The organism is Edaphobacter flagellatus (genome assembly GCF_025264665.1).
Lineage (GTDB): Bacteria > Acidobacteriota > Terriglobia > Terriglobales > Acidobacteriaceae > Edaphobacter > Edaphobacter flagellatus.
In genome coordinates this window covers 1069001-1082734 of record NZ_CP073697.1, presented here as the reverse complement: position 1 = coordinate 1082734, position 13734 = coordinate 1069001, and the positions used below count along the sequence as shown (strand labels likewise).

Below are 13734 nucleotides of genomic sequence, written 5' to 3'. Positions count from 1 at the left end.
ACCCGTCCAAAGGTCGTTCGACTATTGCTTTTGTGTCTCTCTTTGGTCATGTGACCAGTGGTTACATGAGTTGTAGAAGGTGGCAAGGCTCTGGCTTTGGAATCTATGCTGCGAACAGATATCCGCTGCTCTCCATCTGAGATGCCTGCGAATCAGGAGACAATCACCCAAATCTGTTAGGAACATTCCGCAAAGGTCACCTGATATCAGTGATATGCGGTGCCTGAAGAATGGCGTCGTTAGTGCTTAATCAGCCACATCAACCAGCTCGCCACAATGGTTCCGCCGACGAACATCGCGAAGCAGAAGGCACCGAAGCGAATCATCATCCGCGGCTCTGACCGTTGGGTAATCCCGAAGACGACAGAAGTAAACAGGGAGAACAGAAGAACTGCGCCGAAGTGCGAGATGGTCACGAGGCCTTCCTTCCAATGGCGAGGGAGTGAGCATCGACAGCGGCAATGATATTCAGCAGTCCGGCTACGACGATAAATTTCGTGCCGTAGTCTGCGATGGCGATCTGCACCGACGTCTGACCCAGGTCAAAAAGGCGTGCGGCTGCATAGAGAAGACCGGTTCCCAGATCACCCGCGAAGTTCAGCATGTCCAGCAGTTCGGCCGTGTTGGGCGCGTAGACCTTGCCCTTCAGCGCCAGCCCGATGCCAAACATGGAGACGATGGAGAAGAAGAGCAGAAGCCCCCGAATCCACTTCTTCAGCAGAAAGTGTCCTGCGCCCGGAATCAACCAGCCCGCAATCAGAATGAGAGCGGGCGGCAGCGAGGTAATTTTCTGCGCGGGACGAGCCTGCGCCTGAACGTTCGTCGTCATCAGTCTCCGATGATACCAGTTCAGATGCGGACGAGTTCGGTCTGAACCCGTCCGGTCACGTCTGCCTTGCCGGGCAGCGCGATCATGTCGACCTCGCTGCGTATGCCGAATTCGCCCGGGAAGTAGAGGCCGGGCTCGACCGAGAAGCAGGTGTTCGGCAGGATCAGCCGCTCGTCATGCGTCTCCAGGTTGTCGAGATTCGCCCCATTGCCGTGCAGCACCGAGCCGATGTTGTGACCGGTGCGGTGCGTAAACCATTCCTTAAATCCGGCCTCGGCGATCACGTTACGACCGGCGTCGTCTGCCTGCCAGCCGGCGATCGGTGTTCCGCTGGCGAACGCTTTTTTCACCACATCAATAGAAGCATCGCGGGCATTGCGCACCGTTTCGAAGATCGTCTGCTCGCGAGCGGTGGGTTCGCGGCCGATGACTCCGGTCCATGTGATGTCGTAGAAGCAGGCATCGGGATGATTTACCTTGCCCCAGATGTCGATCAGGATAAAGTCGCCCTGCTGGATCGGCTTGGAATTGGCTGCCGTCGGCTCGTAGTGCGAGTCGGCGGAGTTGGCTCCCGCAGAGACATTTGGGCCATGCTCCCAGACAAGATTTTCGCGGCCCATTGCCTCGGAGAGCCACTCGACCATGGCGAACTCATGCGTCCTGCCGGATTTTGTCCGTCGTGAGATCTCCCGCCATGCGGCGGCGAGGATGGTATCGATCTTCTCCTGCGCGACATAGTGGGTCGCAAGCTGGTCGCTGGTGAGGACGGCCTCGAACTGGCTGACAAGGTCGGCTGAGGTGACGACCTCTTTGCCTAATCCTCGGACCATCTCGACCGTACCGGCATCGACCAGCGAGACATACATGATGGCGTTGTTGGGCGAGTACTGCATCGCGATCTTCGTTGCGCCTTGGGTGAGTGCGGCAACCTGCGCTGCAAGCTCCTGCCATGAGGAGTAGACCGCTTTTGCGCCAGGCAAGGGATCGAGCCTTCCGGACTCGATGCGGTGAACCAGCTTCTTTGGTTCTCCTGAGGCTGGAATGAAGTAGAACCAACGTCGCGTGACGTGAAGCCCTTCGCCGAGACCCAGAATGCGATAGGCAAGCGGATCACGGTAATGATGGTCGTAAAACAGCCAGCCGTCGAGATGCTGGTCGCGAAGTGCGCCTTGAATTGCTGCCAGATCCATGAGGGCCATCTTACGATGTCCGAGGGGTGATTGATGACGGAGTATGCACCCGGCATCCCAGCCCACCCCCTCCCCCCCAGGGGGTGTTTCATAAAGGGTTTTGTTTCTGCGTCTTATGCGATTTGCACAGCCTAAAATATTGAAAATGCTGGGGTTGACGCCAAAAATATAGAGAACAAAGGGGTTAGGCGAAGCTGAAAGGGCTGGAGACGGTTTTCCGCTCTTTTATCGTTCTATTTCTATTTTAGGGATTGGAGCCTAACTTATCGGCACTTTCGGAACGATTTTGTCGGGAAGTATATTTGTATTATTTTGTTATATTTGTGTGTTTTATTGCAAGTGTTGAATGAAGTTTTGGGGCTTGACAGAGGTTGGGTGCTTTCGGCTGATCGAGGGCCTTATTGCGTGACCTTTTCCTTGAAGACGATATAGGTCGCCGTTGTTCCGGGAGCGAGCTTGACCCAGTGAGGAACGTTGGCGGGGATGTGGGCGATGTCGCCTGCGTGCAAGGTGACTTCTTTGCCGCCTTCGATGGAGGTGGCGAGAGATTCGCCGGGCTGGTTGTTGTTGGAGTGCTCTCCTTTGAGGGTGCCTCCGGTGACGAGGATGACGGTGCCTTTGCTGATGACCATCTGGTCGGCCCAGAACTGGTGACGCTCGGCCTCGCCGGTGCGTGCGCGAGCGACGAAGAGCGTGCGTGAGCTGGGCGTCTCGTCGGTCTTCTCGTTCACCATGCCGGTGGCGCTGGTTTTAGCGGCTTCGAGTAATTTGGCCTGGCGTTGTTGTATCTCGGAGGCCGTGTGGACGGTCTGCGTATCGGTTTGAGCGAGTGCCGGAAGCGAGGCAAAGAGGAGCGAACAGAGGACGCGCGATTTCACTGAGGAATTCTCCCGAATCGTTGAGTGGGAGGATTCTACGGTCTCTGTTCGGCGCGGAGAAGGGACGGAAGGCCTAGTGCCTTCCGGCATCGGAGTGGGAGACAGCTCTGCAACAAGATTTATAGGGTGGCCCTGATCCCGGGATGCGTACTAGGCGCCAAACTGCCGGAGGTGATGATCGAGATGCTTGTACATCAATATCGCCCACTCCTGCGGCGTCAGCCGGCCGAAGAAGCTATGCGGATGCGTGGTGCAGCCATCCGGCCCGGCAGCGGCAAACCGATCGATCAAGGCATACAGACGTTCCTGTTCTGTTGCCAGGTCTCGTTGATCTTCCATGACAAGACCCGGTACCGTCGGGGAGTTTCGTCGCATCGGTTCATCGTTCCCGAGCGCCAGGGGCTTCACGATCGCCCCAATGATGCGCCCCATGAATAACCGTGGCGGAAGTCTGGTTCCGGCTGCCAGCTCCAGCCCCCCGGCGCAGTGCGCCATTGCCTGTGCCGCATTCATCTTGCCCCACTGCCGCTGGCTGTCCGGCTTGAGATGGGCGATCCGCTCCTTCACTTCTTCCACTCTTGCCGGCTCAAAGAGATTCTTCATAGGCGTCCTTATGGCGTTGAATCTTGCTGTGAATCAATATATTCCTTTTTGGGTATATATCAAGACCGGCGATGCATTTTAGGTAGGTCAAGCCTTCAGGCTTGGCCTACTATGGGTGAACCCCAGGGGCTAAAGCCCCTTTCTTTTTGGCTGGGAGAGAGGGCCAAGCCTGAAGGCTTGGCGTACTTAGAGGCGATTCGCGCTCTGCGAATGATCCACCCATGCGAAGTGACTGCATGAATCCATCGCATTTGTTATGCACATGAGACCAAACGTAATGGTGACTCCTGTTGGTCTTCGCATGCTGAGGAAGTCTAATTTAAGGTGGCTAGCCTTTAGATCTTTTTACGTGTCAGCTTGACGGCACTAACGATTACTAATCCAAGAACCGTTTAGCGATGCCTTCGTAGGCGTCGATGCGTCGGTCGCGGAGGAAGGGCCAGTGCTGGCGGGTGATCTCGATGAGTTTGGGGTCGAGGTCGGCGATGAGGATTTCTTCCTTGTCGTGGCTGGCCTGGGCGAGGATGCGGCCGAAGGGGTCGGCGATGAAGCTTCCGCCCCAGAACTCGATGCCGGATTGTGGGGTGTGGTCGCCGGGGCCGCGGAGCTCGACGGTGGCGGGGTTGCCATCGGCTGCGGTGGTCTTGAACTTGACGTCACCGTGTTCGTGGCCTACGCGGTTGACGGCGCAGACGAAGACTCCGTTGGCGATGGCGTGGGCGCGCTGCGCGGTCTGCCAGGCGGAGTACTGGGCGTCGCCGAATTCTTCCTTCTCGGAGGGGTGCCAGCCGATGGCGGTGGGGAAGAAGAGGACTTCGGCTCCCTTGAGGGAGGTGAGGCGTGCGCCTTCGGGATACCACTGGTCCCAGCAGACGAGTGTGCCGACGGGACCTTGCGAGGTCTGCGTGGCCTTGAAGCCGAGGTCGCCGGGCGTGAAGTAGAACTTCTCGTAGTAGAGGGGGTCGTCGGGGATGTGCATCTTCCGGTAGATGTCGGCGATGCGGCCATCCTTTTCGATGGTGACGGCGGTGTTGTGATAGAGGCCGGGGGCGCGGCGCTCAAAGAGCGAGGCGACGAGGACGACGCCGGTCTCCTGGCAGACGCGGGTGAGGACGTCGGTGGAGGGGCCGGGGATGGGCTCGGCGAGGCCGAAGAGGGCGTGGTCTTCGCGCTGGCAGAAGTATTGCGCGCGGAAGAGTTCGGGCAGGCAGACGAGGGTAGCGCCCTGGCGGGCCGCTTCGTAGACGCGTTCGGCCGCTTTGTCGAGGTTAATGCGGGTGTCCGGGTCGCAGGACATCTGGATGAGGGCGACGCGCTTGATGCCGTTGGGGGCGCTTCCGTGATTGTTCGTCATGTCTTGTCCTATTTTATTGCCGAACGCGGGCGAAGTGGAGGCAGGGACAGCGGGTTGCGGCGTCTTTTTGCGTGAAGTTCATGCGCGGTTGGGAGGCGTTGACTTTCACGGCTGTCGAATGGCGAAAAATAGCTGGCTATGGGCGGGGGACGTCTTTTTCGCAATATGAATTTCTGTTACGTTTGACTATAGGGTCTCTGCCCATGATGCCAGCGGATCCTTGCCTCCACCACACAACCCCTATTTTGTTAGCCGACCTCGGTCGTCGTGTATCTCATTGCAGAAGGAGCAAGCCGTTGAGCGAATTTCGTGATTTTCTGGAACTTTCTTACTCGGAGCTGGAAGACCTGAACCTGATGGCCAAGGAGCAGCGCAAGAAGCGCGTGGCCCCCGATGTGATTCGGGAAGAGCGGTTGAAGTATCTGACCGACGAGCGCCGCATCAAGGCGGTGACCGTTCTGTTCAGCGATCTGGAAGGCCGGCTGCACATGCTGGACTACGACAAGAAGTTCCTGGTGAAGAGCTACGACAACCTGACGTTCGATGGCTCGTCGATTCGCGGCTTTACGGCTCAGCGTGAGAGCGACCTGCGGCTGGGTATCGACTGGAGCGCGTTTTACTGGGCTCCGGCGGATGTTTTCGGTGCGGGTAAGGTCCTGGTCTTCGGCGAGGTCATCGACAAGAACGGCGGTACGTACTCGGCTGATATTCGCGGCGTGCTGAAGAAGTTTGCCGATGAGCAGTATGCTTCGAGCGGCTACACGCTGAACGCTGCCAATGAGATCGAGGGCTTCCTGTTTGAGGGAGTGGATGCCGAGCGCAACTTCTACCAGACGGGCAAGTTCGAGTATGTCAACCAGGGTGGCTACTACCACTCGCTGCCGGGCGATCCGCTGCGTGAGTTCATCGACACGACGGCTGAGGTTCAGCGCGCGATGGGCTTCGAGAATGAGAAGGACCATCCTGAGGTTGCTCCTTCGCAGTTCGAGATCAACTACACCTACGGCGATGTGGTTACGGCTGCCGACCAGATCCAGCTGTACAAGCTGATCTGCCGCCAGGTGGCGACGCAGATGGGCATGTCGGCGAGCTTCCTGCCGAAGCCGGTGGTGGGCGTGAACGGTTCGGGCATGCACACGAACGTTTCGATCACCAAGGGTGGCAAGAACCTGTTCTGGGATCCGAAGGGCGAAGAGAAGATCTCGAAGCTGGCGTGGCAGTTTACGGACCGCATCCTGACGCATGGCAACGATATCTGCCTGCTGCTGAATGCGAGCGTGAATGCGTATCGCCGTCTTGATCCGCACTTCGAGGCTCCGAACCAGATCAAGGCTTCGGCGACGGACCGCGGTTCGATGGTGCGTATCCCGATCGGCAACGAGAAGTCGGCGCGTGTCGAGGTTCGTTCGGTTGGACCGGATGCGAACCCCTACATGGTGCTGTACTCGATCTTCAAGACCGGCCTGGCCGGCGAGACGGCGAAGATCAAGAACCTGCGCCAGGCGGAGCGCTACCTGCCGGACAACATCTACACGGCGATCGAGAACTTCCGCGGTGCGGACTGGACCTCGAAGCTGCTGGGTGCGGATGTGAAGGGTCGCTACGCAGACCTGAAGCAGGCTTCGGCTGACCGCTGCCCGCGGCTGCTGGGCACGATCGTCAAGGCGCCGGAGGTGCAGTTCCACCACGATGTCTACAACCAGTTGCTCTGGAACATCTTCTAAGCTGCTGTTTCGATACAGAGTGAAAGCCTCGAGGAATCTTCTTCGGGGCTTTCCTTTTGGCGGATGATTGGGACGGGCGTTCGATAAGCGGCTTGTTATTGCCACTCGTATCTTGCGGATGGTAGCCTTCGCGTAACTTTCACGTGGAGCCAACAAAACATGCAGGCAAGCTATAACGGAATCGCTGTCCCAACGGATGGCAAGGCGATTCAGTACGCAGACGGCAAGTACACGATCCCCGACAACCCGATCATCCCGTTCATCGAAGGCGACGGCACGGGCCGCGACATCTGGAAGGCTTCGCAGCGCGTGTTCGATGCCGCGGTAGAAAAGGCATACGGCGGCAAGCGCAAGGTGAAGTGGTATGAAGTGCTGGCCGGCGAGAAGGCATTCCGCCAGACGCAGAACTGGCTGCCGGACGATACGGTAAAGGCGACGGTAGACTTCCGCGTCTCGATCAAAGGGCCGCTGACGACTCCTGTGGGTGGCGGCATTCGTTCATTGAACGTCGCGCTGCGCCAGCTGATGGACCTGTATCAGTGCGTGCGTCCCGTGAAGTACTACGCGGGCGTGCCCAGTCCGGTGAAGCATCCGGAGCTGGTCGACATCGTTATCTTCCGCGAGAACACGGAAGATATCTACGCGGGCATCGAGTTCCGCGAGGGAACGCCTGAGGCGGCGAAGTTCATCAGCTTTGTGAATGACGAGATGCTGAAGGGCGGCAAGAAGAAGGTCCGTACGGACTCTGGCGTTGGCGTGAAGCCGATTTCGATTACGGGCTCGAAGCGTCTGGTGCGTGCGGCGATTCAGTATGCGCTCGATAACAACCGCAAGACGGTGACACTGGTGCACAAGGGCAACATTCAGAAGTTCACCGAAGGCGCGTTTCGTGAGTGGGGCTACGAGGTAGCTACGCAGGAGTTCCGCGAGCAGACGGTGACGGAGCGTGAGAGCTGGATTCTCGGCAACCTTGAAGCGAACCCGAACCTGACGGTGGAAGAGAACGCCGCGCTGATCGAGCCGGGTATTGAGTTTGCGCCGAAGCCGTTTGTCGACGAGGTGATCGCGGAAGTGAAGGGCGTGATCGACGCGATCGGCAAGTCGCACGGTAATGGCGCGTGGAAGAAGAAGATCCTCGTCAACGACCGCATTGCGGACTCGATCTTCCAGCAGATCATTATTCGTCCTTCGGATTACAGCGTGCTTGCGACGACGAACCTGAACGGCGACTACATTTCGGATGCGGCCGCTGCGCAGGTTGGCGGATTGGGCATCGCTCCCGGAGCAAACATTGGCGACGGCTATGCGGTCTTCGAGGCGACGCACGGCACGGCTCCGAAGTATGCGGATAAGGATGTGATCAATCCGGGGTCGGTGATTCTGTCGGGCGTGATGCTGTTCGACTTCATCGGCTGGACGGAGGCGGCGAGGCTGATTGAGTCGTCGATGGAGAAGACCATTCAGCAGAAGTTCGTGACCTACGACTTCGAGCGCCAGATGCAAGGCGCGACGAAGGCGAAGACCAGCGAATTTGCCAGCCGCATGATCGAGAACATGGGCTAGGCGTAATTAGCGCTAACTTGATACAGAAGGAGAGGGGCAAGGAATAGCTTGCCCCTCTCTTAGCTTTAAAGGAGGGCAGTTGTATTGACTTTCGCTTTGAGGGCGATATTCTCTCGTTGAAATGGTCAGGAATGTCGCATGGTTGTATTTAGGATTAGCTGCTTTGGCAGGTTGCGGTAGCGGCGGGACACTCGTGCCACAGCCTGTACCTGACGCCTCTCCTTTGCGCGGCAATTGGCTGGTAGTCGGCTCGATGCCAAAGTTTAGTATTGGACCAAAGCCGCTCGGCCTGGCGCTGACCATCGATGTGGTTTCCGGTCAGATCATCGGAAATGCTTCGATTTTGATTCCATGTTCCGGCACGCCACTGAGTTCTGCAGTGGGCGGAGGAACAAAGCTTGAGCCGACGAGCATCAGCCGCGACGGTACGTTTACGTTGGAGGATGTTTTGCTGGGGCAGGAGACGACCCACCAGTTTGTACTTCATGGAACTCTGCCGAAGACGGCAGGCGAAGCCTGGTCGGGGACTTATGATATTGCAACGTCCAGTTTGAACTCAGGGTGCCAATCTTATAGCGGTACATTCAGTGCAGCCCGATTTCAAGCCATCAGTGGAAGCTATGCTGCAGCGGGCAAATTGAATGGAAGTAGTCAGACATTGAAAATTTTGCTGAACCTGGAGCAGGGTGGGCCTGACAATCTGGATGTGTTTGCCGGTACGGTGACGGGTGAAAATGCAATAGGCGGCACGATTCAAATTCAGGGGTCACCCTGTTTCGCTAACGGCACGATTCAGCAAAATCGTGGCGCCTTATTCGGGAACTATCTTCAGCTTGAGTTCACTATGGATGATGGGTCAACGGTGAGCATTTCGGGTTGGGTGAATGACCTCGTATCGTCGAGCTTCACTGCGAATGGTTTCCTCGTAGCGGGAGGAAGCTGCGACAAGATGAATGGCTTGTTCGGGGCGGTCTTTACGCGGCAATAGCATCGATATCCGCACGAATTTGTCGGATATCGTGCCAGCCGTACAGCGCGCGACGTATCATGGATGGCGAAGACGCATGGCCTATTTGCGCCACGTTTTACGGCCTTAATGCCAAATTTTCTGGAGAGATCAGACATCATGCGGAAGAAAGTCACTATCGTTGGAGCCGGGAACGTCGGCGCTACTGCAGCACACTGGATTGCTTCGAAGGAACTGGCGGACGTTGTTCTGATCGACGTCGTTGAAGGCGTACCGCAGGGCAAGGGGCTTGACCTGCTGGAGGCGCTGCCGATTGAGAAGCGTGATGTTTCTGTGATTGGTACCAACGACTACGCCGATACCGCGAACTCGGACATCGTCGTCATTACGGCGGGTATTGCACGTAAGCCGGGCATGAGCCGCGACGATTTGTTGAATACCAACTTCAACATCATGAGCGAGGTTGCGGGTAAGGCGCTGGCTGCTTCGCCGAACGCGATCTTCATCATCGTTTCGAACCCGCTGGATGCGATGGCGCAGACGGCATTCAAGAAGCTGGGCCTTCCGCGCGAGCGCGTGATCGGCATGGCTGGCGTGCTGGATTCGGCTCGCTTCCGCACGTTTATCGCCGAGGAGCTGAAGGTTTCGGTGGAGAACGTTACGGCGTTTGTGCTGGGCGGACACGGCGACACGATGGTTCCGCTGTCGCGCTACTCGACGGTTGCGGGCATCCCGATCACAGAGCTGATTCCGGCGGATCGCCTGAAGGAGCTGGAGACGCGCACGGCCAACGGCGGCGCGGAGATCGTGAAGCATCTGAAGACGGGCTCGGCTTACTATGCTCCTTCGGCTGCAGCTGTGGAGATGGTTGAGGCGATTCTGAAGGACAAGAAGAAGATCCTTCCCTGCGCTGCGTATCTGCAGGGTGAGTACGGTATCAAGGGACTCTACGTTGGCGTACCCTGCAAGCTCGGCGCGAAGGGACTTGAGCAGATTATCGAGATCAAGCTGACTGCCGACGAGCAGGCTGCGCTGAACAAGAGCGCAGATGCGGTGAAGGAGCTCTGCACCGTGATCGGCGTGGCGTAAGGATCGTCGCACAACACGTTTGTGTAAAAGGCCCGCTTTGTGCGGGCCTTTTGCTTTTACCAGTCGCCGCCGGCACCGCCTCCGCCAGAGCTGCCGCCATCGCCTCCGCTGAAACCGCTGTCACTGCTGCTTGAACTGCTGTCGCTGCTGCTAAAGCTGCTCCTGTCGTCAGACCATGTCGAACCGCCGATATAGCCTCCGGAAGCAATGCCGCGTCGTCCTCTCCAGATAACGCGAATGATGAGGATGAAGACAAAGGCAAACCAGAACAGCGGGAAGACGAGGGACCACAGGCTGAAGTGCGATGTGGACTCAGGTGCTGCTGTATCAGTTGGCGGAGGCTCGGCTGCGGTCTGGGGCGAATCGGCGAGGGAGCTGAGGGTAATGTTGGAATCTGCGGCGATGATGTTGCAGATCGCGTTGAAGCCTAGTTGGGTGGCGTCGTCATAATTCTGCGCGCGCAGGCCGGGAACCATCTCGCGGCCGATGTCGCCGACCTTGGCGTCGTTAAGGATGCCTTCGAAGCCGTAGCCGACTTCGATCCAGCGCTTGTGGTCCTTGATGGCGAAGAGCATCAGGATGCCGCGGTCCGTTTTCTTCTCGCCGATCTTCCATTTGGCGAAGAGATCATTCGCGAAGGTCTCGACGGGTTCGTCTTCGAGGGTGTTGACGGTGACGAGGAAGACCTGGGCACGTGTCTTGTCGTGCAACTCGCGTGCGGTGGCTTCCATGTCGGATATGACAGAGGCAGAGAGGACGCCTGCGTAGTCGTCGATGTAGCCGGTGGGGGCCGGCAGGGTGGCGACTTTTTCCGAGAAAGAGGGAAGAGCCGCGGCGAGCAGGAAGATCAGAAGGAATGCAAATCGCCGCTGGGTTTTCATGCGTCCATAGTAATCGCTACAAGCAGAAAGAAGCCCGCCGGTGAGGGCGGGCTTCTTCGTATGGAGAGGTTTACGAGACGCGCTCGATAGTGACTGACTCGAGGACGACCGGGGTCTTGGGGCGGTCCATGCCGTCGCGCGCGACCTTCGAGATCTTCTCGACGATGTCGTAGCCTTCGACGACTTCACCGAAGATGGTGTGCTTGCCGGTGAGCCAAGTCGTAGGAGCAACGGTGATGAAGAACTGCGAGCCGTTGGTGTTGGGGCCGGCGTTGGCCATGGCGAGCTTTCCCTTCTCCTGGAAACCGTGCCTGGAGCCGCGTGTCTCGTCGGCGAAGCGGTAGCCGGGGCCACCCATGCCGTTGCCTTCGGGATCGCCGCCCTGAATCATGAAGTCGGGAATGACGCGGTGGAAGATGGTGCCGTCGTAGAGCTTGGCGCCCTTCTTGCTGGGGCTGTTCCAATCCTTCGTTCCCTCGGCGAGACCGATGAAGTTGGCGACGGTCTGCGGAGCGTCCTGCTCAAACAGCTCGGTAACGATGGTGCCTTCTGAGGTTTTGAAGGTTGCGTAGGTGCCTGGCTTACGTGCCATGTTTTCTCCTTGTGGTTGTAGCGGTTGATTGCGGTGGCCTGATGATGAGGCTCAGGTTTAATTTGTTGGAGGAGCGGCGGGTGCGGCTGCCGGGGGAAGTGCAGGCTCCGGTGGAATGGGCTGGCCTTCGCGCACGATGGTGATTTTGTTGATGACGACGGGCGTGAGAGGCTTGTCGTCCTGGTTGCGCGCAACGCGGGCGATAGAGGCGACGAGCAGAACAGAGTGTGCGTCGCACTGGCCGAAGATGGTGTGCTTGCCGTTGAGCTGCTCGACGGGGACTTCGGTGACGAAGAATTGCGAGCCATTGGTGTTGGGGCCGGAGTTGGCCATGGCGAGCCGTCCGGGCTCGTCGAAGGTAAGCGAGGGGTCGAACTCGTCTTTGAAGTAGTAGCCGGGGTCGCCGGTGCCGTTACCGGCCTTGTCGCCACCCTGGATCATGAAGCCGGGAATGACGCGGTGGAAGGTGGTTCCGTTATAGAAGGGCTGGCCGTGGACCTTTTTGAGCGAGGTTGGGTCGGTCCAGTCCTTGGTACCTTCGGCGAGGCCGATGAAGTTGGCGACGGTGGCGGGGGCCTGCGTGTCGTAGAGCTTGCAGGTGAGGCGTCCCATGGTGGTGTCGATGACGGCGGTTGGACCGGTGGGGACGACGGGGGGCTTCGCGTTGGAAGTCGTAGAGGGAGCATCGGGCAGTGCCTGCGAAGCCGGTGTCTGCTGGGAGGACTGCGACGGTGTGGCCTGGGCCAGCGCGGTTCCGCTCAGCACGAGAGCGAGGGCAAGAGGGCGAAGCATCATGCGTAACGTAACTCCATCTATCAGGCTAACGCAGGCGGGAAATGGCGGCAATGCGGGCCGACTTTACTGCGCTTGTCCGGGTGCGATGACTGGAGGTTTCTGCTGGGCGGCTTCGACGGCGCGGAAGACGCGGAGGAGGTTGCCGCCGAGGAGTTTGCGCATGTCGTCGGCGGAGTGACCGCGCGCCATCAGCGCTTCGGTGACCTTGGGCAGGTCGGCGGCGGAGTCGATTCCGGCGGGCGGGACAGGAATGCCGTCGAAGTCGGTGCCGATGCCGACGTGGTCGATGCCAGCGACTTTGATGACGTGGTCGAAGTGATCGATGAGTGAGTTGAAGGGAGCCCGGCCGATTAGTGCAGCGAATTCGCGGTCGATCTTGTCGGAGGCTTCGAAGGGGACGGGCTGGCCTTTGGCTTTGTACTCGGCTTCGAGGGCGTCCTGCGCTTTTTGGCGCTCGGGTTTGGAGGCGTTCCAGGCGAGACGCCACTGCTCGTCGATGAAGGCGGGGAAGAAGTTGACCATGACGACGCCGTTGTTTTTAGCGACGGCGCGGAGCATGTCGTCGGTCATGTTGCGTCCGGCGTTGGTGAGAGCGCGGGCGGAGGAGTGCGAGGCGATGATGGGCGCTTTGGTGATCTCGATGACGTCCCAAAAGGTTTTGTCGGAGACGTGGGAGATATCGACCATCATGCCGAGGCGGTTCATCTCGGCAACGACCTGCTTGCCGAACGGTGTGAGGCCGTTGTGGTGCTTGACGGTGGCGTCGTCGATGTCGCCGGAGGAGTCGGCCCAGTCGTTGGTGTTGGACCAGGTGAGAGTCATGTAGCGGACGCCGAGGCGGTAGTAGTCGCGGAGGAGGCCGAGGGAGTTTTCGATAGAGTGGCCGCCCTCGATGCCCATCATGACGCAGAATTTGCCGTCGTTGTGGCCGGCGACGATCTGGTCGGCGGAGGTGCAGAGGCGAAGCTTGTCGGGCGCGCGGCGGACCTGCTCGAGGGTGCCGTCGATGAGTTCCATCGTGCGGCGGGCGCTGGCGTTTGCGGGGTACTGGCTGGGGTCGACCCAGATGGAGAAGAACTGCGCGTTGAGGTTGCCTTTGCGGGCAGTTTCGTAATTGAGCATGCCTCCCTGGAGGGGGTCGGTGAAGTTCCAGTGCTCGTCGATGAAGCGCTGCGGTGTGTCGGCGTGGGTGTCGATGACGATAGCGTCGGCGTGGACGGCGAGTGGATCTTGAGACGGCATGTTTTTCTTTCCTGGGGACAAAGGGGA

At 58.7% G+C, this 13734-nt stretch carries 14 protein-coding genes; 4 read left to right on the top strand and 10 right to left on the bottom strand.

Translation table 11 applies throughout. The features are described 5' to 3' along the window. Window positions 1-239 precede the first annotated feature (239 nt). The 6 genes from KFE13_RS04415 to KFE13_RS04390 form a co-directional block, all read right to left on the bottom strand. Window positions 240-416 (bottom strand): hypothetical protein, encoded by a 177-nt coding sequence (locus KFE13_RS04415; protein WP_260705967.1) that lies wholly within the window; start codon window positions 414-416, stop codon window positions 240-242. Further along, entirely contained in the window at window positions 413-829 is a 417-nt protein-coding gene (locus KFE13_RS04410) for a DUF6677 family protein (RefSeq protein ID WP_260705966.1), read from the bottom strand. Before KFE13_RS04410 ends, KFE13_RS04415 begins: the two co-directional genes overlap by 4 nt. Before the next feature lie 20 nt (window positions 830-849). After that, window positions 850-2019: a M24 family metallopeptidase gene (locus KFE13_RS04405; protein WP_260705965.1), complete on the bottom strand. Its 1170-nt coding sequence runs from the start codon at window positions 2017-2019 to the stop codon at window positions 850-852. A gap of 398 nt (window positions 2020-2417) precedes the next feature. Then, a complete protein-coding gene (locus tag KFE13_RS04400; RefSeq protein WP_260705964.1) occupies window positions 2418-2897 on the bottom strand; it encodes a cupin domain-containing protein in 480 nt (159 codons plus the stop codon). A gap of 150 nt (window positions 2898-3047) precedes the next feature. Beyond that, entirely contained in the window at window positions 3048-3500 is a 453-nt protein-coding gene (locus KFE13_RS04395) for a DUF1569 domain-containing protein (RefSeq protein WP_260705963.1), read from the bottom strand. Between the two features lie 376 nt (window positions 3501-3876). Beyond that, the gene (locus KFE13_RS04390; RefSeq protein ID WP_260705962.1) at window positions 3877-4854 is read right to left on the bottom strand and encodes a carbon-nitrogen hydrolase; all 978 of its coding nucleotides are present in this window, start codon (window positions 4852-4854) and stop codon (window positions 3877-3879) included. Window positions 4855-5210: 356 nt separating this feature from the next. Between KFE13_RS04390 and KFE13_RS04385 the strand changes: the two genes are divergently transcribed. From KFE13_RS04385 to mdh, 4 genes are all read left to right on the top strand, one after another. After that, entirely contained in the window at window positions 5211-6578 is a 1368-nt protein-coding gene (locus KFE13_RS04385; RefSeq protein WP_260706903.1) for a glutamine synthetase family protein, read from the top strand. Window positions 6579-6737: 159 nt separating this feature from the next. After that, a complete protein-coding gene (locus KFE13_RS04380) occupies window positions 6738-8141 on the top strand; it encodes an NADP-dependent isocitrate dehydrogenase (RefSeq protein ID WP_260705961.1) in 1404 nt (467 codons plus the stop codon). 253 nt (window positions 8142-8394) lie between these two features. After that, complete coding sequence (locus KFE13_RS04375) at window positions 8395-9129, top strand: hypothetical protein (protein ID WP_260705960.1); 735 nt, start codon at window positions 8395-8397, stop codon at window positions 9127-9129. 138 nt (window positions 9130-9267) lie between these two features. After that, on the top strand, window positions 9268-10197 hold the full coding sequence (mdh, locus tag KFE13_RS04370; protein WP_260705959.1) for a malate dehydrogenase: 930 nt from the start codon (window positions 9268-9270) through the stop codon (window positions 10195-10197). Window positions 10198-10253: 56 nt separating this feature from the next. Here the strand turns inward: mdh and KFE13_RS04365 are convergent, their stop codons facing one another. The 4 genes from KFE13_RS04365 to KFE13_RS04350 form a co-directional block, all read right to left on the bottom strand. Beyond that, window positions 10254-11078, bottom strand: coding sequence for a TPM domain-containing protein (locus KFE13_RS04365; protein WP_260705958.1), 825 nt, complete (start codon window positions 11076-11078; stop codon window positions 10254-10256). A gap of 70 nt (window positions 11079-11148) precedes the next feature. Then, window positions 11149-11670, bottom strand: coding sequence for a peptidylprolyl isomerase (locus KFE13_RS04360; protein WP_260705957.1), 522 nt, complete (start codon window positions 11668-11670; stop codon window positions 11149-11151). Between the two features lie 57 nt (window positions 11671-11727). Further along, window positions 11728-12465, bottom strand: coding sequence for a peptidylprolyl isomerase (locus KFE13_RS04355; protein WP_260705956.1), 738 nt, complete (start codon window positions 12463-12465; stop codon window positions 11728-11730). 63 nt (window positions 12466-12528) lie between these two features. Continuing rightward, a complete protein-coding gene (locus KFE13_RS04350; RefSeq protein ID WP_260705955.1) occupies window positions 12529-13707 on the bottom strand; it encodes a dipeptidase in 1179 nt (392 codons plus the stop codon). Window positions 13708-13734: the final 27 nt, after the last annotated feature.